This window comes from Empedobacter sp. EJD.6dd, assembly GCF_057369435.1.
Window position 1 is genome coordinate 3070652 of the sequence record NZ_CM170667.1, and the last position, 24442, is coordinate 3095093.

Sequence of the window (24442 nt, forward strand, 5' to 3'; positions counted from 1 at the left end):
GAAAAGTAGACAGAATGGAATTTATCTTACAACCTTGGCCGTGGTATATTGGCGGTCCAATTATAGCAATTGTGATGTTATTGCTGATATATTTTGGAAAAAGTTTTGGATTTTCGTCCAATTTCAGAACAATTTGTTCAGCTTTTGGAGCAGGAAAATCATGCGATTTTTTCTCATTTGATTGGAAAGCTCAAAAATGGAATTTATTATTCTTGGTTGGTGCAGTTATCGGAGGTTTTGTATCAGTACATTTTTTATCAAATAATCAAATTCCTGCTATTTCAGAAGCAACAATTACAAAGTTGAATGAAATGGGATTTGAAAGTGCAGGAAAAGCTTATTCTCCAACAGAAATTTTCGAGACGATGTCAGTTAAAAATATTGCTTTATTATTTGTTGGTGGACTTTTAATTGGTTTCGGAACACGTTACGCTGGTGGTTGTACATCTGGACATGCTATTTCGGGTTTAAGTGATTTGCAAATACCATCATTAATAGCAGTTATTGGCTTTTTTATCGGTGGACTTTTGATGGTTCATGTTTTATTTCCTTTAATTTTTTAATCTCATGAGAAGTTTAATTTATATCATATTAGGTGTTATCTTTGGTGTAACCATGTACAAGGCAGAAACTGCTTCTTGGTTCCGAATTTTCGAAATGTTCAATTTTCAATCTTTCCATATGTATGGATTTATCGGTTCGGCTTTAGTAGTCGGTTTGATTGGAATACAATGGATGAAAAAGAAAGAAGCAAAAGATGTCGATGGAGAGAGAATTGTAATTCAACCCAAAGCAAAATCAATTGCACGTTATCTAATTGGAGGAATTTTTTTCGGATTAGGTTGGGCATTAGTTGGAGCTTGTCCTGGACCAATATTTGTATTATTAGGAGCGGGAGTTTACCCGATTTTAATTACAATTGTAGGTGCATTAATTGGTACTTTTCTTTACGGAAAAATTAGAAACAAAATCCCACATTAAACATGATAAAAGAGAAAATAGAAACAACTTATCCATATCAATTTGAAGACGAATTGTTAAATGAAATTGATGAATTAGGATCTTTAGTTGAATTTAAAGCGAATGATGTTATGATTGATTTGAACCAATTTATCAAAGGAATGCCAATTCTTTTGAATGGTGCAATCAAAATTATGCGCGAAGATTTTGACGAAGGTGAATTGTTGTTATATTTTCTCGAAAAAGGAGATACATGTGCCATGACAATGGCGTGTTGTATGGGGGATAAACAAAGCAAAATTAGAGCTATTGCCGAAACAGATGGTGAATTAGTCATGATTCCGATAAATAAGATGGACGAATGGCTAGCGAAGTATGCCTCTTGGCGTCGTTTTATTTTTGATAGTTATAATAATCGTTTAGACGAAATGTTAGTGGCGATTGACAACTTAGCTTTCAATGATATGAACGAACGATTAAAAAAATATCTTTTGGATGTTGCGAGTATCAACAAAGGAAAAGTTGTGGTGAAAACGCATCAAGAAATTGCTTATGAGCTAAATACTTCACGTGTTGTAATTTCTCGTTTGTTGAAAGCGTTAGAAAAAGAAGGTTTCCTTCAACTGAATAGAAACGAAATCACGATTAAGTAAAGAATTATTTTAAAGATATAAAAAGGAATCTCAATTTTTGAGATTTTTTTTTGTTAATCTTGTTTTGTCTAGAAAAATATTCTGTATAAGTGTTTATTTGTAACAAATGTTACAAACCATTTTAATTTACTGATTTACATTTGTTTTGTTATTAAATGACAAAATGATTGCCCGTATAGTTTATTTTAGTTTATTGCTATTCTCATTTTTTTCTTTTTTAGAGTCGTCTTTGGCACTAGTTTTAGGAATTAGTTATGGCTTAATTTTTCGGAATGAATTTTCAGATATCTCAAAAAGGTATTCAAAGAAATTATTAAATATAGCAATCATAGGTTTAGGGTTTGGTTTAAATCTCCACGAAGCAGTTTCGGTTAGTAAAGATGGTTTTTTACTTACTTTTATTTCAGTTTTAAGTGTTTTTGTATTAGGATTTGTATTCTACCGATTATTAAAAATTAATAAGAATACATCGTTGTTGATTACTTCGGGAACTGCTATTTGTGGAGGAAGCGCGATTGCGACCATTTCTTCGGTTTTACAACCAAAAGCCAATCAAATAACCATTGCAATGGCTGTTGTTTTTGTATTGAACGCAATAGCATTGTTAATCTTTCCATTTGTCGGACATTTTTTTCATCTATCACAATATCAATTTGGTCTGTGGTCTGCAATAGCAATTCATGATACGAGTTCTGTAGTGGGCGCTGCAAAACAATATGGTGAACAAGCCTTGGAAGTTGCAACGACAGTAAAATTAAGCAGAACATTATGGATTTTTCCTTTAGCTTTATTCATCGGTTATTTTAATAAAAAAGAAAATTCTACTTATAAATTTCCCTATTTTATTTTAGGTTTTATTGCCTCAATGCTAATTGCTACTTATTTACCGCAAGGTGAAAAAGTTTATCATTTTTTACAAGGTGTTTCAAAACAATTAATGGTAGTCGCTTTATTTATGATTGGCTCATTAATTAATCTACAATCTATTAAACAAGCAGGTTTTAAAACCTTGTCTTATGGTATCTTACTTTGGATATTTATTTCAGTATTATCTTTAGTATTGATTTTAAAATTTTTCTAATTCGTTGACTTTTCTTTGTAACATTGGTTACTGTTCATTGTTTTTTAGCGACTTAACTTTGTATTTATAAATAAAGAAAAGGTTAAACCATTAAAAAAATACACATATGTTTTTTCAACACATTTTCGAGAAGTCTTTAGCACATTCAAGTTATTTAATCGGGTGTCAGGCTGAAGGAGAAGCAATTGTAATTGATCCTAAACGAGATATTGACATTTATTTGAAAATTGCGGAAGAAAATAATCTTAAAATCACGCATATTGCCGAAACGCATATTCATGCTGACTATCTTTCTGGAAGTCAAGAGTTGGCTTATGTAACTGGTGCAAAAATGTATTTGTCGAATGAAGGTGGAAAAGATTGGCAATACGATTTTGAACATATTGGATTGAAAGATGGAGATAAAATAGAAGTAGGAAATCTAATCTTTGAAGTGATGCACACACCAGGACACACGCCTGAAAGTATTAGTTTTTTATTGACAGATACACCTGCAACAACAGAACCAGTCATGATTTTTACAGGAGATTTTGTATTTGTTGGAGATATTGGTCGTCCAGATTTATTGGAAGAAGCTGCTGGTTTAGTGGGAACGAAAGAAGTAGGAGCGAAGCAAATGTTTGAGTCATTGAAAAAGTTTCAAGCTTTGTCAGATTATCTACAAGTTTAGCCAGCGCATGGAGCAGGATCAGCCTGTGGAAAAGCGTTGGGAGCGGTTGCAAGTTCAACAGTTGGCTATGAAAAAATAAGAAACTGGGCATTTCAATTTGATAAAAATGAAAAAGGTTTTATTGATTATTTATTAGCAGATCAACCAGAAGCACCAGCTTATTTTGCCATGATGAAAAAGTTGAATAAAACAAAACGTCCATTATTAATTGAAGTTCCAAGATTAACTCAATTAACCTACATCGAATTTGAAAAAGCGAAGAATTTTGGAATGAAAGTGATTGATACAAGAGCAAAAACAGATTTCTCGGATCTTCATTTGCATGGGACATTAAATATTCAGCACAACAAAACATTTAATACATGGATGGGATGGATGGTCAATTATCAAGAACCAATTGTGATAGTTGTTTCCGAAGGTGAAGTAGAAGAAATGACTCGAAAACTAATGCGAATCGGTTTAGATAATATTTATGGATATATTACGCCAGAAGATTTACTACGCAATATAAATTCGTCAATATCATCTGTTATCATTGATGCTGAAACAATGCAAAATTACATTGGAAATAATGAGGTTCAGATTTTAGATGTTAGAGGAGAAGAGGAGTATAGAGAAGGTCATATTGAAGGAGCGAAGCATATTTTCGTAGGATATTTATCCAAAAGATTCAACGAATTAGACATCAATAAAAAAGTTGTTTTGCATTGCCAAGCTGGGGATAGAGCTACAATTGCGCAAAGTTTTTTAGAGTCTAAAGGATTTGAAATTGAAAATTATAGTGCAGGAATTGCAGATTGGAAATTGAATAAAAAACCATTAATCAAGTAGTATGTTTTTTAAAAAGATTTTAAAAATGTTAACATCAAACTCAAACGTAGAAAATTATTTAAAAGAAGGTGCATTGTTACTAGATGTACGTACAAAATCTGAATTTTTAGTAGGACATCATCTAGATGCTATTAATATTCCGTTACAAGAATTAGAAGCAAGAATGGACGAATTACTGAGTAAAAAAATAGTAACAGTGTGTAGAAGTGGAGCAAGAAGTGCGCAAGCTGCAATTATTCTAAAGAAAAAAGGTTTTGATGCGATAAATGGCGGACCTTGGAATTTGATTTAAGTGTTTAGTATATAGAGTTGGTTAAAAGGGTTTCAATCTTGTGTTGAAGCTCTTTTTTTTCAATGAAGCAAAGACAATATGGTTTATACTACTTCAATATTTTTTATCTCGAGAAAGAAACCGTAACTTTGATTTTTACACGTAACGAAAATTATGGCAAATTATATCGACATATACAGAAGGAACAACCAATCGTGGTTGTTTTTGTCGTTAGCTTATTTGCATGATGATACTTTCTTAAGACGCTCGAAAGAGTTTATCAACTAATCCCTGTTACGATTCAAAACAGGGAACCTCCGTTTATATTATTTATCAATTATTTCAATTTTCCAGATGGAGATTTGTATCAAATTATAGCGTTTTAAACTTTCATATTGATTTGGTATTTGGATCTTTAAAAGTCAACTCTGGATAATTGAAAAATTAACTAAGAATTTATCATAATGACAACAAATATTATATTAACAACAGGATTATACGATTTAATTAAAGACCATTTAAGAAGAAAAAAAGTAACAGCAGAACAAGAAAATATTTTAACAAAAGAATTGAGACATGCAGAACAAATTCTTCGTCGCGATTTGGCTGAAAATATTGTTTCGGTTGGAAAAAAAGTAACGATCAAGGAATTGAATTCGAATCAAGAATATCAATTAAATTTCGTTAGTCCAGAAAAAGCAAAACCTAAGAAGAATCGTCATTCTATTTTAATGGATGAAGGTTTGGCAACAATTGGTTATAAAACAGGTGATGTAATTGAGTGGCCAACGCTAGCTGGAGCAAAAAAATATGAAATTTTAAATGTAGAAACTGTCGCTTAGTTTCTTAATTGAATAGAAAAAACCGAGCAAATTTGCTCGGTTTTTTTATGATTATAAATTAATAATGAATTTTGTACTATAATAAAGACTAGCATTAAAGATATTTTTCTTGTATAAAAAGTTGAAAATTCATAATCGTATTCAATAATCATAATTATTATAGTGTAATAAGTATTTAATAAGTGTCTACAATGAGTCTACATATGAATTATGAGTTCTTTATTTTTTTAATTAACTAACTATTAATAAATACTTTAAGTGTTTATGTCTTGTCTACAATTTGTCACTTTTTGTAGATAGTGTAAAAGGAAGTGATTTTGATGTTATTATAATGTTAATTTTAGATAAACGAAATATTATCAATTTGATAAAATTTTTTTAAATAATAAATCATGAGAAAAAATTACTTTTTACTACTACTTCTAAGTTTTTCTTCAGTCTCAATTTTTGCTCAATCGCCCGCGCAAATTGTTGACGATTTTTTAAATCAAAAACAAAGAAAAGGAGTACTTAATACACAGTTTGATTATGCTGTGATTAATGAAAATGTTATTGGGAATAATGTAGCAGACTATGTTAAAATTCAACAAAAAATTAATGGAATTCCCGTTTATGGAACAATAGGTACGTTTCATGTTCAGAATGGAGAAGTTATTAATCACAATGAGAATTTTATAAATTCAACTGTTGATAAAAATTTATCTGTAACTCCAAAATTAACAATTGATCAGGCTGTATCTGGTTTAGCAAAATCTTTAGGTAAACAGTATATTGAAATTGACCCTAAAAATATTACATCGGAATTTAAACAATTTGCGAAAGGTTTAGAGAATAAAGAATATGTCGCTTTTATAAAAGATTTTCCAAGTTTATTAAACTATTATAATGATAATGGAACAATAAAATTAGCTTGGATTACATTAACTGAGATCAAAAATGCAGATAGCACAGATAAAGATAAGTTAGAACGTGTTTATGAAACTATAATTGATGCGAATACTGGGCAACTTCTAGCTAAAAAATCTATTATTAATAGTTGTAATTTTGATGCTTCTGCGAAAAGTAACAATGTATTTTATAATAATCCAGAAGATTTTAAATGGGTAGAAAGTGCATTTAGTAATCCCGCTTCTTCTAAAGAATCTGCTTTATTAGTAGACGCCCCTTTAAATGCTACTTATCGAGTAATTCCTGCTACTCAACAAAGTCCATTAAAATCAGATTTCAAATTATTAACCAATACCTACGACCCAGTAGCTTCTAAAGAAGGTTGGCATAAATTAATTCCCGAGGCTGCAGAGAGAAATCCTAATCTTACAAAATACCATACAGTAGGTAATAATGTACAAGTAGGCTATGATAAAGATGGGGAATTTAGTGACATAGTTTTCGGAATTTTACAACTTTTTATTGCATCAGGTGATAAATTTGTTAAAAATGAGGCTTATGGAGGTGAAAAGCTTTTGTTTGATTTTCCTACACCTGGAAATTCGATGAGTTATAATCCATTAGATTACACAGAGGCAGCAACAACCCAAATGTTTTATTCAATGAATTCTATTCATGATATTTTACATTATCACGGGTTTAATCCCAAAGCAGGTAGTTTCCAAATGAATGATGGTGATAAAAGTAGAGTAATCGGTTTTTCAACTTCTGGTTTAGGAAAAACAAATACTATAACAAATAATGCTGTAATGGCTTATGCTCCAATTTTAGGTAAAAATCCTGTAACGATGTTTTTTACTTTTAATACGTTGAAAGAAGATGCAGGTATTTTAGAAATAAAAGAAGGCGATTTGAAAGGTATTTATAAAGGTGCAACAGGGAATAATACAGGATTTGTTTTTGGTAAATCTACTCCAGTTACTGCTGAAATGGTTTTAATAGACGATAAAACAGGAGCTGATGTACATGATGGTTGTGAAACGATTGTCAATGGAGATCAATTAAAAGGAAAGTTTGCTTTAGTAAATAGAGGTTTATGTGCTTTTGGTATAAAGGTTAATAATATTAAAGCTTTTAATCCTGCTGGAATAATAGTGCTTAATAATGCTTCTGGAGAATTTACAGGAAGTATAGATATCACAAATCCTGATTTGCAAATTCCAGTCGGAGGAATTTCACAAGATTTAGGTGATAAAATAAAAATTGCTCTTTCTAAAAATGAAAAAATTGTTGGCACTATGCCTTCATCTAATTATGGAGATCGAGTAAGAGATAGTGATTTTGATAGTCAAGTTTTGTTACACGAATATACTCATGCGGTTAGTAACCGTTTAAGTGCTGGATTGATCAGTGGTGAAGAAGGTATGGGTGAAGGATGGAGTGATTATGTCGCTTTAAATTTAACGCAACAAGCTTATCATACTGCTAAAGATTTAATCAATATGGGAGAATATTCATATGATGGTAAAGGGCTTAGAGAATTGCCATATACAACAGATATGAATGCAAATCCACATACCTATGATAAATTAAAACAAATTGGTCCTGGAGATAATAAAATGCATCCAACAGGTTATGTTTGGGCATTAATGCTTTGGGAAATGCATTGGAAATTGATTGATAAATACGGATTTAATCCGGATTTCAAGTCCAATACAGGAGGAAATAACATGGCACTTGATTTAGTTTTAGAAGGAATAAAAATGCAAAAATCAAATCCAGGTTTTGTTGATTGTCGAGATGGAATTTTAATGGCAGATGTTGTACTAAATAAAGGAGAAAATCAATGTTTAATTTGGGAAGCTTTTGCTAAAAGAGGTTTAGGGTATACTGCAGATCAAGGTGATCCACTTTTAAGAGCTGATGGGAAAGAAGCGTTTGATTTACCACCAACATGTCAAAAATTAGCAACCGATGAGTTAGACGTTCATAACGTAAGTATATATCCAAATCCAGTAAAAGATTTAGTGTATATCAGTTCGAAAGATAAAGTAGAGAAATACGAAATTATTGATGTTACTGGGCGTGTAATAAGTTCAGGATCTGTAAAAAAAGATGGGCAAGTAAGTAGTGTGTCTACGGATAATTTGTCTGCTGGTTTATACATCTTAAAGTTGCATACAGATAAAGGAGTTGTAACGAAGAAAATCATCAAAAAATAATTATTAAAACTAATAATATGAAAAAACATCTAAATATCCTTTTCTTATCTCTTATAGGAGGAAGTATGTTTGGTCAACAGTTATCATCTAAAGCATTAGAAAGCTGGCTAAACCAAGCTATAAAACCTATTAAAATTGAGAATCCTATTGCTCAAAATACATTAGTTCAATCAATTCAAAATAAATTAAACTTGACGTATTGTACGCCAGAAGAAATTTCATCGCCAGAAGAAATAACAAGGGTTAGTATTAAAAGTTCAGTAAATACATTGTTAGATCATGCAAGTGCAAATAATACTGCAATTGGTTATGAAGATTTTACAGCTGTTAAACCAGCCGAATTGGGACAAACTTCAAAATATAAATTTAGTTTTCAAGGTGATACAAAAGGAGCTTATTACAGTTCTTTTACTGTCATGATTGATTATAATAATGATGGCATTTTCGGATCAGTATCAGCTGATGATTTTGTTAACGATAGAGAAATCATCAATATTAAAGGCTTATTATATAATTCGAATGGTGTAGATGGGAAATCTGTTTCACAAGAGATAGATATTCCTCAAAATGCTACATTAGGCGAAACAAGAATGCGTATTCTTAAAAGACAAACCGATTATAAGTCAGCACTTCATCCTAAAACAGCTTGTGATATAGGAAGTGTATACGGTCAAGTAGAAGATTATACCATTAACATAGTTCAGCCAAAAGTTTGTACTAATACACCAAATGGAGCAGCTTATCAAGGTACATTTATTCCTACTAATAACACTTTTGAATCTTTTCAAAATGTAAGTTTAGGGAGTTATGTTGATATTTTTGTTTACGAAGGAAATAGTTATGCTTTTGAGCCATCAATTAAGAATGCATATCTTTCTATAAAAGATTTAAAAACAAATACAAATCTAGCTGCAGTAGAAGGTATATTCAATTGGGAAAGCAACGTAACAGGTACTATCAGGTTATATTTGCATGCAGATGAAAATTGTAATGTATCTACAGAGAAAACAGATGTTATGATTTTTGTAACCAATACAAATAAGAATCCGATTAATGAGCCATGTAGTTTGGGTATCCCGTCAGTAGATTTTAATTTGACGAAAGAATTAAATGGAGCTAAAAATCAAGAAATAGCATTTGATATTAATGTATTTGGAGGGAGGTCAACTAAAATTTCTGGATTAAAAATTAATTTACAAGGTGATACAAGTAAAATTGATTTTGAATTGTTAGAAGATGCAAATGGATTACCTTCTACATTGGTTTCAAAAATTGGAGGAAAAATTGTTTCTAAAACATCTCTTGGCGTAATAAATGGTAAACCAAGCTATCAATATGATATAGATTTTGATAAACCGATTGAGTTAAATGAATTAGAAGGGACTACTTCTATTAAGAAATGGTTAAAATTAGTAACTGATGCCCAAACGTTAGAAGTGAATTCAAATTTTGTTGCAGGAAGTAAATTAGCAATAAAAAATACAACAGATAATCAAGGAAAATGGAAAACTTCTTCTAATCTAGAAGCGGTGTATCAATTAAAAGCGGAATGTCTTAGCAATATGTGTAATCAGAGTGTTCCAGAAACACCAAAAATAGAAGGTGTGTCATTACCTGCTTTTGATGGGAGTGCAGCATCTGAAACAGCAATAGATATTGTTGCTGAAAAAGGAAAAAAACTAACGGTTTCAGGTATAGAAATAGATGGGTGGTACATGGGAATATCTATAGATGGTACAATTCCTAAAGACGGATTACCAAAAATGAAATTGAATTTGTTATCAGCAAACTTAGATTTAGATCAACCTGTGAATAAAGATGAAGATAAAAATGTATTGCCAATTGGAATTGAAAAATTGGACACTGTAAATCTTGAAAAACTTTATTTCCCTGGTGATCAATATTCATTAATATTGATAAAGAAAAGAATAACGATTAAATTTGATAAACCACTTACGATAGATGGTGACATTGCGAGTAAATATTGGTTATCATTTAGTGATGTAGGGAATATATTCTCATGGGATGTAAATCCGAATGTAGAAGCAACAATTGGAAGTTTTCCTAAAAATTTTGCTATGAAAGCTAGTCCTCCTTTTATGCCTAATGATTTGTGGATACCATATAAGTCAGAAATAGTTTATAAATTAATTTCTACATGTAATAATCTTGCTACTAATGATCAGGTGAAGTTAACAAAAACAAGAGTTTCGCCAAATCCGTTTACAAATCAAGTAACTATAGAGTCGGCTAATTTGATAAAATCTGTAGAAGTATTTAATATGGCTGGACTAAAAGTTAATTCTCAAGATGTTAATTTGAAAAAGACGAATTTAAATTTAGGACATCTAACCAAAGGAGTTTATTTAATTAGAATTTTAGATGAAAATGGTAATGTAGAAACACAAAAACTTATCAAAAAATAAAATTTCTTATAGTTTCAAGTAATAAAAAAACCGAGCAAATTTGCTCGGTTTTTGTTTGAATTATAGTGAAAAATTAAACTTCTATATGTGATGCTGTAATGGGTTGACCATAAAAAATAGTTGTATTCGCTTCAAAACTTTTTGCATCATCGGTTGTGTAAAATGTAAGATGTCCATTTTTAGAACACTGTGTTTCTACTTCAGCATGATGCTGTAAATAATCTGTCAATTTATTTGCGACCAATTCTCCTTGCGAAAGTATCGTGACATGATGAGGAACATATTCTTTTATAACGGGCAACAACAAAGGATAATGCGTGCAAGCTAAAACAATGGTATCAATTTCAGGTGATTGAGAAAATAAACGTTGAATATCTTTTTCTACAATATCATGAGCGGCTTTACTATCAATTTCATTGTTTTCAACTAACGGAACCCAAAGTGGACAAGCGTGCTGAAAAACATCTATTGTTGGATGAAATTTATTGATTTCGATTTTATATGATTCAGATAAAACAGTTCCTTGTGTGGCTAAAATTCCGACTTTATTATTTTTTGTGTATTCATTAATCGATTCGGTTGTGGGACGAATAACGCCTAATACTTTTTTACCTTCTGGTAAATCATTTTGTTGAATTGTTCTCAAAGCTTTTGCAGAAGCTGTGTTACAAGCTAAAATAACCAAATTACAACCTAAATCAAAAAGCTTAAAAACACATTCTTTTGTGTATTCATAAACTGTTTCAAACGAACGAATTCCGTACGGAACGCGCGCATTATCACCTAAATAGATATAATCGTATTGCGGTAATTTTTTCTGAATTTCTTTGAAAACGGTTAAACCTCCATAACCAGAATCAAAAACACCAATTGGTCCTTGCATTTTAGCATTGTTATTAGAGAACAAAATTACAAAATGTATTGAGAAAATAAGTTAAAACTCAAATTCATCTACCTTGTTTAGTTTACATTCATTGTACACAATATCAAAATCTGAAATATTATCCGCTTTAGTATAATTTTCTTTCCATTTAGTGTTATTTTTAGAAAATTCAAATTCATATACCAAAGGTTTTTCATTAATCATTTTCGCTTTGAAAGAAAACTTGTTTTTAGAAATAGAATCTATTTCATGTTCAGCATAAAAAGCATTTTCACCTAAATTTCCATGCTTAACAAGTTTGTATTTTTGAATCTCTCCATGTTTTATTTTAAGATGAAAATTTTCAATAATCATTTTTCGGTCGTTTATCCAATCACAAGGAGCGTACAAAACATAGTTTTTATTGTATTTTTCAACTCTTAACCATTTAGAATTTCGTCCATTTGATTTATCATTTTTATCAAAAACACTATCAAAATCGGTGAAATCTAAAAGTTGAGTATATAGTTTTGATGTTTTATCTTTAATAAGATATACTTTGTTGTCTTTATTTGTTTGAATAACAATATTTTTATTTTGAGAAAAACATAAACAATAAAGGTTGATTAGGAATAGAGAAGTAAAATATTTCATGATTTTACTGTTTTGAATTAATTTATGAATTCGAATTTTTTTTCTTTTTACTGTTTTGTATCAATTTAAAGATAAATAAAATAACGCCAATTATTTGAATGAAATAAGCTAAGAATAAAACTAAATTTGCTGAAATGATAAAGTAAAAATGTGTTATTTTACATAGAACGCCATAAATAAATATGATTGTTCCGATTAAAAAAATGATTAATGTATGTATTATTTTCATACACATCTAAACTTTTAAAATTCCTCTAAAACCACGTGCTGCATAATAAGATTGTGCACCATTGTGATAAATAAAAACTGTTCCGTAACGATAATCACCAAAAATTACTCCGCCTAATTCGCGAATGTTTTCAGGAGTTTTTAACCAACTCGATGTTTTTTGATCCACAGTTTCTACAGCTTGCAATAAGCGATATTCTTCTTCAGTTAATAAGTCAATATGCATAGATTTTGCAACATCCATCGCGTTATTTTTTGGTTGATGTTCTTTGCGAGAAGTTTGTCCTTCATAATCATACGCCAAACTTCTACGTTCTTTCGGGCTTTCTGCAGAGCAATCTATAAAATGATATTCATCTGTTTTTTTGTCATAAAAAATAACATCAGGTTCACCTCCAGAAATTTCCATTTGATGTAATGACCAAATATATTCAGTGTTTTTAATTAATTTCTCTTCAATATTTTGCCAAGTTAAATCCTTGTGTCGATGTATATTTTTTTCAAAACGTTGTTTTAAAATTTGAATGCAGCTTTGTTGTTCTGAGACCGTTAGTTTATTCATGTGTATTAAATTTAACTAATTTGTATCCATTTTTAGTTTTTAAAAACTCTAAGAAATCTTGTCCTTTTTTATGATGAATTGTTACACTTAATAATGGATAAATCCAATCTTTCGATTGCCCACAATTATCGTAATATTCTTCGAAAGCTGGAAATTTTTTGTCATCAAAAAGATAAGAAGTATCCAGATAACTTTTAGAAATACTGTATTCTGAAGTTGGCAAACGATTCAAAATTTTTATTATTTTCGAATAATTTAACGCTATGTTTTTTTGATTATCAATCAACTCATTATATTCAAAACTATCTATATATGGATGCGTGTTTGCTATAAGATTTTCTTTAGAAGTATTTTTTATAAACTTAGTTTCAAACCAAATTTTAAAGGCTTTTTCATCATTTATAAAAGAATAATATTTTCCATTTTTACCCAAATAATTTTCATGAATACCATCTAAAATTGGTCGATTACTAATCTTAAGAGAAAAAATATCTAACACATAATTATTCTTGAAATTTTCAATCAAAACATTATCATTGGTATCAATAAGTATTTCTTCACCATCAGTCCACCAAAAATGTTCACCATCTTTCTTTTTCTTTGCATTTTTTAGCGCAACGAGTTGACCATTCATCACTTTAGACAAGGTATTGTATTTTGCAGGAATTATTACTTTCCCATTTATGTCGAATAAACCTGTATTTTCTGACTTTTTTTTATTCTGAAATCGTATAAAACCTTCATTTTCGCAATCAAATGAATAATCAAAAATATATGTACTATCTATTCCAAATGAATTTCCAGTTTTTGTGAGAAAATAATCTTTCCAATTATTTTTTGTTACTTCCATCACACTCATAACATGTTCAAATTTTCGATTAGCAAAATTGGGAACAAACTTTGGTTCTATTTTTACAACATTTTTCTCGTCTTTATAACCAATTAATGTAGAATCTTGATTATAAAAAGGATACCAAATATCATTTTTTTGTGCTGTGCAAATGATACACAAAAAGATTAAAATAAATCTCATAATAAGAAAGATTGATTCACTCAAATATATTCAAAAAAAGAGTTCAAATTCTGAAGTTGTTCAGAAATAAATAGTTATTTCTATAGCAATCTGTAAATTTTGTACAAGCTCTTGCAAATTGTATAAATCATTGTAAAAAAAGAAGAACGAAATTTGTAACAGATTAGTCGTAAATTTAAAAGAACTCACAAATAGTAATTCAGATGGAAAATATAAATAAATTATTTATAAAAAATATGGTTTGTCATCGCTGTAAAGTGGTGGTTGGAAGGATTTTAAAGATGAATAACATCGAAACAAATCATATTGAATTAGGAGAAGTTGAGTTGAAAAATTCTATTGATTCAGCACAATTAGAATTAATTCGAAATGAATTAGAAGAAGTTGGTTTTGAACTAATAGATGATAAACGAAGCAAGCTAATCGAGCAAATAAAAACATTAATTATACAATTGGTTCATCAAGAAAACAATGAATTAAAGGTGAATTTGTCTGATTATTTGAGCGAACAAACCAAGTTAGATTATAAATATATTTCGAATCTTTTTTCGGAAATGGAAGGTCAAACCATCGAGAAATATTTTATTCATCAGAAAATCGAAAAAGTAAAAGAATTGATGGTCTATGATGAATTATCCTTGAGTGAAATCGCCTTTCAATTAAACTATTCGAGCGTTGCACATCTTAGTGCACAATTTAAAAAAGTAACAGGTTTAACGCCATCAGTTTTTAAGCAATTGAGCAAACATAATAGAAAAGCAATTGATAAAATTTAATCCAATTAAATGATGAAAAAATATAGTCTATTCATTTTCGTTAATCTTTTTGCTTTTGCGACCAATGCGCAAAGTAAAAATCTTGAAACGAAACAATTTCAGGTTAAAGGAAATTGTAATTCAGCCAAAGAATTAATAGAAAAAGCGGGAAATCAAAATCGAGTTTCTAAAGTGAATTTTGATACAACTTCGCAAATTGCAACAATTTCTTATGATGCAAAAAAAACATCTACGAATGATATTTTGAAGAAAATTGCCTTAGCGGGTTTTGATAATTCAGAATATATGGCGCCAGATGAAGCGTATACGAAATTGGGAAAAGATTGTCAATATCCAAGAGATAAAAAAATGGTGATGAATCATCAAGAAATGAATCATTCTAATCATAATCAAACTGAAACTTCTCAACAAAAGAATCAATTATCAATAGTTTTTGATTCGTATTTTCTATTAAAAGATGCTTTTGTTGCAGGAAATGCAAACGAAATTTCAAAACAAACAACTGCTTTTTTTCAATCAATTTCTAAGGTTGAAATGGGAAAACTTTCGCATGAATCTCACATGATTTGGATGGAAGTCTTGAATAATTTAGAATCAACTTCAAAACAATTAGCGCAAGAAAAAAATATTGATAAACAACGAATTATTTTTTCGAAATTATCCGAACCAATGTACAAATTAGCCCAAAAAGCTGAATTAGGTTACACTGTTTATTACCAAAATTGTCCAATGTTTAATGGAGGTTCAAATTGGTTGAGTAAAGATTCATCAATTAAAAATCCATTTTACGGAAATATGATGCTAACATGTGGAAGTACAGTTGAAGCATTGAAATAATTAAAAAATAGAAGAGAATGAAGATGTTAAAAATAGTTTTAGGGAGTTTGATGTTGAGTGTTTTTGTTTTGACATCATGTCAAAATAAAACAGAAGAACCAACAGTTACAGCTCATGAAAATCATACAACAGAAATGATGCAACCATCGCAAACATTAGCTTATAATGTTGGTGATAAAGTACCAAATAATCAAGTGTGTATGGTAAACAATGCGTATATGGGAAAAGATCAATTCGAAGTTCCATATGATGGAAAAACATATTATGGATGTTGTAATATGTGTGTAGAAAGAATTCCAAACGATGAAACTGCTCGTATAGCAACTGATCCTTTTACTGGAAAACAAATTGATAAAGCAAACGCTTATATCGTTTTGAAAGATCAAATGGGAAATGTTGATTATTTCGAAAACGAAGAGAATTATAAGAAGTTTAGTCAAATAAAATAAATTCCAAACATGAGGAAATTACTTTGTTTACTTATTGTTCCATCTGCAATTGCTTTACACGCTCAAAAACGTGTAGAGTACGATTTGTATGTTCGCGATACCATTGTAAATTTTTCTGGAAAAGATAGAAAAGCGATTTCGGTAAATGGTCAAATTCCAATGCCGACCTTAGAATTTACAGAAGGAGATACAGCGGTAATTCGAGTTCATAATCAATTGAACGAAGATACTTCTTTGCATTGGCATGGTGTGTGGTTGCCCAATAAGGAAGATGGTGTGCCAATGTTAACGCAAATGGGGATCAAACCTGGTGAAACTTACACTTATTCGTTTCCAATTATACAGAACGGAACGCATTGGTATCATAGTCATTCGGGTTATCAAGAACAAATTGGAATGTACGGTTCGATGATTTTGAAAAAACGAGAAAATGACCCAACTTTCCGAAAAGGAATTGATGATCTACCAACAATTCCAGTAATGTTGAGTGAATGGACAGATCTTAATCCAAAAAATATTCAACGTATGTTGCATAACGCGAACGATTGGGCGGGAATCAAAAAAGGTTCTACACAAAGTTACGCAGAAGCAATTCGTGAAGGACATTTTAAAACTAAAATTACCAACGAATGGAAACGAATGTTGGCTATGGATGTGAGCGATGTTTATTACGAAAAATTCTTGATAAATGCAGCGAATGAAAGCCAACTAAAACAATTTAAAGCAGGCGATAAAGTTCGTTTACGTATTTCGAATGGTGGCGCATCAACCTATTTTTGGTTACGCTATGCAGGAGGAAAAATTACGGTGGTTGCAAATGACGGAAATGATGTTGAACCATTAGAGGTTGATCGATTGATTATTGGAGTTTCTGAAACTTACGATGTGGTGGTTACAGTTCCTGAAGGTGGTTTGTCGTACGAGTTTCAAGCAACTTCGGAAGATAGAACAGGTTCGGCTTCGTTGTTCATTGGCGAAGGAAAAAAACAATTGATGGAACCACTTCCAAAATTGAAGTATTTTGAAGGAATGAAGATGATGAACGACATGATGAATTTGGATGGAACGATGAACGATATGGGCATGAAAATGAGCTTGCAGCAAATGGACATGAATACGGTTATGTATCCTGAAATTTCGGGTGAACCTAAAAATAAATCCAAAAAATCGAAGAAAGATTCGGCAGAAAATCATCAAGAAATGAATCATTCGGAAATGAGTGAGATGGATCATTCTTCTCATGGAAATACATCATCAAACATTACTACATTAAATTACGGAGTGCTTCGTGCACCAGAAAATACAACGCTTCCGAAAGATGCGCCTGTAAAAGAAATGCGTTTCGAGTTAACCGGAAATATGAGTCGTTATGTGTGGAGTATGGATAACAAAGTGTTTTCTGAAACAGATAAGATTCCTGTAAAAAAAGGTGAAATTTTACGCATTACGTTGTACAATAATTCGATGATGCGTCATCCGATGCACTTACATGGTTTCGATTTTCGTGTCATCAATAAAAATGGTGAATATTCGCCGTTGAAAAACGTGTTGGATATTATGCCAATGGAAACAAATGTGATCGAGTTTATCGCAAATACAGAAGGAGATTGGTTTTTCCATTGTCACATTTTGTATCATATGATGGCAGGAATGAATCGTGTTTTTGAAGTTGGAGATTATCAAAATCCAAATTTACCAAACAAAAAACATGCGTATAAAATGTTGCAAATGGAGAGTAATATGAAGCATGTAATGGCCGAAAATGATTTTGCATCGAATGGTTTAGACGGATCGTTTATGGTGCAAGATGCACGTTGGGCATTGACTTCTGAATGGGGAATTGGTTATAAACCAGAACATGGCTATGAAGTTGAAACACATTTGAGTCGTTTTATAGATCGCAATCAATGGTTTCAGGTTTTTGTAGGATTTGATTGGAATCAGCACAAAATGTTAGCAGAACATGGAAATGTAGAGAAAAATATTTTTGGTCAAAAAACAGATCGCAACAAAGGTTTATTCAGCGCAGGTTTTGTGTATAAATTACCTATGTTAATCGATTTTCAGACCGAGATTTATCACACAGGAAAAGTTCGTTTGCAATTGATGCGCGAAGATATTCCGATCTCGAAACGTGTAAGAGCAGGTTTTATGTGGAATACCGACAAAGAATATATGGGCGAATTAAGTTATATTCTGAATAAAAATGTGCATATCCGAACACATTATGACAGTGATATGAAATTTGGTGTAGGATTAAAATTGGTGTATTAATTTTGAATAGTAAATAAAAAAAATGAGTTCGATATTTCGAGCTCATTTTTTTATGATATCATTAGAAAATATAAACTTTAATAGGTTATTGTTTGTTAATAATAGAACATATTATTTTGATTTTTAATATATTCGAACGAAGATTTATTTAATATTAAAACTTAAACCATGAATACAGAAAAATTTCTTCCAGAAATAATTGTAGAACATTTTCCTTATATTAACTATACATTTTGTCTCAATAAATATAATTTTATTCAAGAAATTCAGGTTAATCATTTGGATATTGACCTTGAGAATATTGAATTAGAGATTTCTTCAAGCTTAGGAATTATTGATCAATTTCAGATTTATATCGATAAAACAACACAATCTACTTTAAAAATTTATCGTTTCGATTTTACATTTAATCTTCAATTATTAAAAAATCTTACCGAAAAAGATATTGATACAATCAAAATTATTTTAAAAGCAAATAACGAAGAAATCGCCCAAAAACAATTTTCTATTGATGTACTTCCAATGGATTATTTTGGTGGTTTGCAAGTTTTACCGCAATTATTGAGTTCCTATATTATATCTAATCATCCTACTGTTTATGAAATAAAAACTGCTGCGATTAAAATTTTAGAAGACAATAATCTAAAACCTGCTTTTGAAGGTTATCAAAGTCACGATAAAACTCGTGTTTTACAAATTGTGTCGTCTATTTATAAAGCTATTCAGAATCAGGAATTGGTGTACAGTTCTATGCCGCCAAGTTTCGAAAATCATGGACAGCGTATACGATTAATCGATCAAGTGATTTCGACAAAATTTGGAAATTGTATTGATATTTCATTGCTTTTTGCAGCTTGTTTAGAAGCTGTTGACCTTAATCCGATTCTGATTATTACCAAAGGTCACGCTTTTGTTGGCGTTTGGTTAGAAAATCATCGTTTTGATGCAATGACAATTTTTGATCAAACAGCAATTTCAAAACGTATCGCAACAGGAATAAAAGAAATAGCGCTTATAGAAACTACAAATTTATGTAGAGGAGCAAGTATTTCGTTTAGCGAAGCTATGATAAATGCAGAAATTCAGTTGATGAAAGCAGATGATTTTTTATTAGCAATTGATGTTAAAAATTGTCGTTCAAATGAAATTTCACCATTACCGATTATAAAGTCAACAACTGAGATTGGAAATATGAATCAATTTTCTGAATCAGTTGATGATACAACAATTGATGATGAATACGATCTTGGTGAAAGTTATGATAATCTCGAGTTAACCGATTTAACGAATTTAACGAAACAAAAAATTTGGGAACGAAAATTATTGGATTTATCACTACGTAATAATTTACTCAATATTCGTTTTACCAAAAGTATGCTTCAAATTGTTGATTTGAAAATTAATCTTCTCGAAGATACTTTAGCCGAAGGAAAAACCTACACAATACATCCAGATAATAATCAACCAATCACGCGGAAATATAATAATTATAGTGCACCATTGCATTCTTCTTTGCCACTTTTTACCTTAGCAAATGATGAGTTTCAGTACAATCGTTTACTGACAACATATCACAGTGATGATTTGGATATGATTTTGACAAATCTTTACCGCAGTTCGAAATTAGCCGAAGAAGAAAATGGAAAAAGTACGTTGTATTTAGGAATTGGATTGTTAAAATGGTTTGATCCTAAAAATAATCAAATGCGATTGGCACCAATTTTATTGATTCCGGTTGAGCTTTCTCGTAAATCTGTCAATTCAAAGTTTACACTTCGAAGTAGAGAAGAGGAAACTATGATTAACATTACTCTAATCGAATATTTGAAGCAAGAGTTTAAATTAAACCTAAATGCTTTAGAAAATCTTCCGATGGATGATTTTGGTGTAGATGTCGCACGCGTATTGGCAATTGTACGAAACGCCATTTTAAATTTAGAAGGTTGGGATGTTTTAGAACAAATTGTTTTAGGAACTTTTTCGTTTAATAAACTAATTCTTTGGCAAGATATTTCAAAATATTCGGATGAAATACAGAAAAGTTCGATTGTAAAGAGTTTAATTGATGGCAAATTAGCAACAACATTAGAAAGTGTCGAAGGGAATGATGCTGAGTTAGAAACAATGCCTGCAGCAGAACTTACTTTGCCAATTTCTGCGGACAATTCGCAGTTAAATGCTGTAAAAAATGCAAATCTCAACAAAACGTTTATTTTACATGGACCTCCAGGTACAGGAAAATCGCAAACGATTACAAATATTATTGCAGATGCCTTGGCAAATGATAAAAAAGTATTGTTTGTAGCAGCCAAAAAAGCGGCTTTAGATGTGGTGCATCATCGTTTAGAGAATATAGGTTTAAGTCCTTTTACATTAGAATTACATTCAAATAAATCGAAAAAATCAGATGTTTTACAACAGTTTGAGAAAACTTTGGAAACGCCAAAGTATCATTTGAACAAAGATTTTGAAGAAGAAGGAAAACGATTAGATGAGCGTCGAAGTGAATTAAATAAATATGTAACATTATTGCATAAAAAAAATGCAATTGGTTGGAGTTTGTTTGATAGTATATCTTTTTTAGAAAATAATAAAGTTGGTTTTGATGAAAAATACAAAATATCTTTTACGATAGATAATTTAGATACAAATCAATGGAATTTGTGGTCAGATTGGATTGTGCCTTTTCATGCAATAGTGTCTAAAATTGGTCAGCCATCTGCTCATCCATTAAAAAGTGTGAAATTAATTACACATCAATTCGAAAATCAAACCAATTTAATTCTTGCAATAGATCGTTATATACAAAGTAAGCGAAATTCGGAAATCATTTTTTCAGAATATAATATCAATGATAACAATGATTTAAAAGTATATTCGGCTGTTGTAAAATTTATTCAAGAACATACCATAAAACCTGCTTTATTTGACTATTATTTTAATGAAGAACGTTATATTATTTTAAGAAATTGGATAAATCTTCAATTAAAAAAACAAGAAATCGAAACGTTAGTTTTACCAACTTTCAATAAAAATATCCTAACCTATAATGCCGAAAGTTTACAACTTTTATGGAATCAATCTAAGCACACATGGTTTTTGCCAAAATGGTTGAAACAGCGAAAAGTAAAATCTCAATTGCAAGGATATGCTCATAAAAAACTAAATTCTGAACAAGAAATAGATCAAATTTTTGAAAGTTTAGAAGCGTATAAATCGGTTCAGAATAATTTAAAAGAAAGTAATTATCTGCAATTTGAAAGGCTTCACAGGAATTACCTTTTAAATGAACAATTTGATGCAAAAGCTTTAGAAAATGATATAGAAAACATTCATCAACTGAATGAATTGGTTATTAAAACAACGACAGAGAATGCGAAAGAATGGATTGTAACTAATTTTACTGAACAAGATATTTCGAAAAGTACAAGTGATATTTTAGTTTTGTTGAATGATTTAGATGAAGCAAAATCAAATTTATTAACCTATTTGTATGAGATAAAACCGGTTGAAGATTTACAATCAATAAAAAATAACATCCAACAATTAGAAGATTGGATAAATTATAATGCTTACAAATTGAAAGCAAATGAGTTATCATTAAATTGGTTGATAGAAAAATTAGAAAATGGTTTAATAGAATCTAATGCAATTGAATTCGAATTTCAGAAAATTTTGCATCTTAATCATTTTATTCAAAGTATCAATCAAACCGAAGTTTTCAATCGTTTTGATGCTTCTATTTATGAATCGCAAATCAAACAATACAAGGATTTGTACCAAGAATTTATTACGATTTCTAAGAATCAATTAATTGTAAAATTAAGCTCAAATATTCCAAATTTTAATCAAGAAGCTGCACAAAGTTCGGAAATTGGAATTCTTCAAAAAGCGATAAGAAGTCGTGGTAGAGGTTTATCAATTCGAAAATTATTTGATCAAATTCCAACTTTAATTCCTCGTCTAAAACCATGTATGTTGATGAGTCCAATTTCGGTTGCTCAATATTTTGATGTGAATACAGATCATTTTGACTTGGTTATTTTTGATGAAGCGTCGCAGTTGCCAACTTCGGAGGCGATTAGTGCGTTGGCGCGTGCAAAACAAGCAATTATTGTTGGCGATCCGAAGCAAATGCCACCAACCAGTTTTTTTGCGTCGTCTAAAGTGGATGAAGATAATCTTGAAATAGAAGATTTAGAAAGTATTTTAGATGATTGTTTGGCATTGTCGATTCCGTCAAATTATTTATTAAGACATTACCGAAGCAAACACGAAAGTTTAATTTCTTTTAGTAATCAGAATTTTTATGATAGTAAATTATTGACTTTTCCTTCGCCAGATGATTTGAATCAAAAAGTAACCTTTGATTTTGTTGATGGTTTTTATGATAAAGGAAAAACAAGAACCAATAAAAATGAAGCTGCTGAGGTTATCAATTACATCAAAAATCATTTACTTTCAAAAAATAAAAAATCTTTAGGAGTGGTTACATTTAGTCAAACTCAACAAAGTTTGATTGAAGATTTATTGCAGAAATTATACCAAGAAAATCCGACTTTAGAGGAAATCGCATTCAATAATGAAGAGCCAATTTTTATCAAAAATTTAGAAAATGTACAAGGAGATGAACGTGATATTATTTTATTTTCTATTGGTTATGGACCAGATGAAGAAGGAAAAGTATCAATGAATTTTGGTCCTTTGAATCGCGATGGAGGATGGAGAAGATTGAATGTTGCTGTTACGCGTGCACGTTATGAAATGAAGATTTTTTCGTCACTTCATGGTGATCAAATCGATTTGAGTAGAACAAAATCTGAAGGTGTAAAAGGTTTGAAAGATTTCTTGAATTTTGCAGAAAAAGGAAACTTTGTGTTAAAATCGACTAATGAAATTACATCAAATTCATCAATTGTAGATGCGATTGCGAATTATTTTACAGAAAATGGTTTATCTATCAAAAAATACATTGGAACATCAGATTATAAAGTTGATATTGGTATTTTACATCCAGAAAATGATAAAGAATATATTTTAGGAATTTTGGTTGATGGCACTAATTATTATGATATTCACACAACAAATGACCGAGAATTGTTGGTTCCAAATGTTTTAAAAGGTTTAGGTTGGAATATTTATAGAATTTGGACATTAGATTGGTTAAAAAATAAGGACAAAATTGTAGCAAAAATTAAAGAAGAGATTCAAGGAATTTTAAGTCAACCAAAATTTGTTGAGGAAAAATTTGAAGAAAAAATATCTGTTGAAGAACCTTTAAAATCGACTATCGAGTTTTTAGAAGTGACAGAAATTGCATCAAATAATTTTATGATTCCTTACGAATCTGCAAATATTGAAAACTTGTCTTCCGCTAATTCTGAAACGATATATTATCCAGAAAATCGTGTGCTTATTTTGAATCAAATCAAAGAAATTATGAAGATTGAAGCTCCGATAAGTAAAAATTTATTGTTCAAAAAAATATTGAAATTATGGAATATTTCTCGTGCAGGAGCAAAGTTAAATACTTATTTAACTGAAATTGTATCAGCTATTCCAGAAATTTCAAAAACTATTTCGCATCAAGAATTTTATTGGACAAATGAAAAACAACCAAATAATCAAACGACTTATCGAGACAATTCGGTAGAAAAACGAATTATTGATGATATTTCGCAAGAAGAAATTCAGGTTGCAATTCTCGAAATGATGAACGTTAATTTGAGTTTATCGAAACAAGATTTAATACGGTTAATTGCTAAAACTTTTGGATTTCTGAAAGTAGGTTCTCAGATTGATGCTGTGGTAAATCAAACGCTAAATAAATTAATTGAAGAAGGTAAATTGAAAGAAATAGATGACAGAATTACTTTATAAAACAAAAAGCTTCGAGAATTTTCTCGAAGCTTTTTGTTTTTAA

Annotated in this window: 19 protein-coding genes; 15 read left to right on the plus strand and 4 right to left on the minus strand. The window is 30.3% G+C overall.

The genetic code is table 11. The annotated features are described in order from the left end of the window. Positions 1-14: 14 nt before the first annotated feature. The 10 genes from AC2I98_RS14420 to AC2I98_RS14465 all read left to right on the plus strand — a co-directional run bounded on the left by AC2I98_RS14420 (position 15) and on the right by AC2I98_RS14465 (position 10844). Positions 15-563 (plus strand): YeeE/YedE family protein, encoded by a 549-nt coding sequence (locus AC2I98_RS14420; RefSeq protein ID WP_486412336.1) that lies wholly within the window; start codon positions 15-17, stop codon positions 561-563. Between the two features lie 4 nt (positions 564-567). Beyond that, a complete protein-coding gene (locus AC2I98_RS14425; RefSeq protein WP_486412337.1) occupies positions 568-981 on the plus strand; it encodes a YeeE/YedE family protein in 414 nt (137 codons plus the stop codon). Positions 982-983: 2 nt separating this feature from the next. Beyond that, the gene (locus tag AC2I98_RS14430; RefSeq protein WP_486412338.1) at positions 984-1613 is read left to right on the plus strand and encodes a Crp/Fnr family transcriptional regulator; all 630 of its coding nucleotides are present in this window, start codon (positions 984-986) and stop codon (positions 1611-1613) included. A gap of 229 nt (positions 1614-1842) precedes the next feature. Continuing rightward, a complete protein-coding gene (locus AC2I98_RS14435) occupies positions 1843-2694 on the plus strand; it encodes a YeiH family protein (protein ID WP_486412339.1) in 852 nt (283 codons plus the stop codon). Positions 2695-2800: 106 nt separating this feature from the next. After that, the gene (locus AC2I98_RS14440; protein WP_486412340.1) at positions 2801-3364 is read left to right on the plus strand and encodes an MBL fold metallo-hydrolase; all 564 of its coding nucleotides are present in this window, start codon (positions 2801-2803) and stop codon (positions 3362-3364) included. A gap of 36 nt (positions 3365-3400) precedes the next feature. Continuing rightward, complete coding sequence (locus AC2I98_RS14445) at positions 3401-4195, plus strand: rhodanese-like domain-containing protein (RefSeq protein ID WP_486412341.1); 795 nt, start codon at positions 3401-3403, stop codon at positions 4193-4195. Between the two features lie 25 nt (positions 4196-4220). Further along, entirely contained in the window at positions 4221-4487 is a 267-nt protein-coding gene (locus AC2I98_RS14450; RefSeq protein ID WP_486412342.1) for a rhodanese-like domain-containing protein, read from the plus strand. Between the two features lie 443 nt (positions 4488-4930). After that, complete coding sequence (locus AC2I98_RS14455; RefSeq protein WP_486412343.1) at positions 4931-5308, plus strand: GreA/GreB family elongation factor; 378 nt, start codon at positions 4931-4933, stop codon at positions 5306-5308. 392 nt (positions 5309-5700) lie between these two features. Further along, complete coding sequence (locus tag AC2I98_RS14460; protein WP_486412344.1) at positions 5701-8418, plus strand: M36 family metallopeptidase; 2718 nt, start codon at positions 5701-5703, stop codon at positions 8416-8418. A gap of 17 nt (positions 8419-8435) precedes the next feature. Continuing rightward, complete coding sequence (locus tag AC2I98_RS14465) at positions 8436-10844, plus strand: T9SS type A sorting domain-containing protein (RefSeq protein ID WP_486412345.1); 2409 nt, start codon at positions 8436-8438, stop codon at positions 10842-10844. Between the two features lie 73 nt (positions 10845-10917). Here AC2I98_RS14465 and murI read toward each other — a convergent pair whose 3' ends face one another. The 4 genes from murI to AC2I98_RS14485 all read right to left on the minus strand — a co-directional run bounded on the left by murI (position 10918) and on the right by AC2I98_RS14485 (position 14183). Next, complete coding sequence (murI, locus tag AC2I98_RS14470) at positions 10918-11727, minus strand: glutamate racemase (protein WP_486412346.1); 810 nt, start codon at positions 11725-11727, stop codon at positions 10918-10920. Positions 11728-11778: 51 nt separating this feature from the next. Next, a complete protein-coding gene (locus AC2I98_RS14475; RefSeq protein ID WP_486412347.1) occupies positions 11779-12360 on the minus strand; it encodes a hypothetical protein in 582 nt (193 codons plus the stop codon). 235 nt (positions 12361-12595) lie between these two features. Beyond that, the gene (locus tag AC2I98_RS14480; RefSeq protein ID WP_486412348.1) at positions 12596-13150 is read right to left on the minus strand and encodes a DUF4256 domain-containing protein; all 555 of its coding nucleotides are present in this window, start codon (positions 13148-13150) and stop codon (positions 12596-12598) included. Beyond that, positions 13143-14183: a hypothetical protein gene (locus AC2I98_RS14485; protein ID WP_486412349.1), complete on the minus strand. Its 1041-nt coding sequence runs from the start codon at positions 14181-14183 to the stop codon at positions 13143-13145. The genes AC2I98_RS14480 and AC2I98_RS14485 overlap by 8 nt, the downstream gene beginning before the upstream one ends. Before the next feature lie 203 nt (positions 14184-14386). Here AC2I98_RS14485 and AC2I98_RS14490 point away from each other — a divergent pair, with 203 nt between their 5' ends. The 5 genes from AC2I98_RS14490 (at position 14387) to proA (ending at position 24399) form a co-directional block, all read left to right on the plus strand. Then, entirely contained in the window at positions 14387-14959 is a 573-nt protein-coding gene (locus AC2I98_RS14490) for a helix-turn-helix domain-containing protein (RefSeq protein WP_486412350.1), read from the plus strand. Positions 14960-14971: 12 nt separating this feature from the next. After that, positions 14972-15796, plus strand: coding sequence for a DUF3347 domain-containing protein (locus AC2I98_RS14495; protein WP_486412351.1), 825 nt, complete (start codon positions 14972-14974; stop codon positions 15794-15796). Positions 15797-15819: 23 nt separating this feature from the next. Continuing rightward, positions 15820-16245, plus strand: a complete 426-nt coding sequence (locus tag AC2I98_RS14500) for a hypothetical protein (RefSeq protein WP_486412352.1) — start codon at positions 15820-15822, stop codon at positions 16243-16245. Between the two features lie 9 nt (positions 16246-16254). Then, positions 16255-18519, plus strand: a complete 2265-nt coding sequence (locus AC2I98_RS14505; protein ID WP_486412353.1) for a multicopper oxidase domain-containing protein — start codon at positions 16255-16257, stop codon at positions 18517-18519. Between the two features lie 168 nt (positions 18520-18687). Next, positions 18688-24399, plus strand: coding sequence for an anti-phage protein ProA (proA, locus tag AC2I98_RS14510; RefSeq protein ID WP_486412354.1), 5712 nt, complete (start codon positions 18688-18690; stop codon positions 24397-24399). Positions 24400-24442 lie beyond the last annotated feature (43 nt).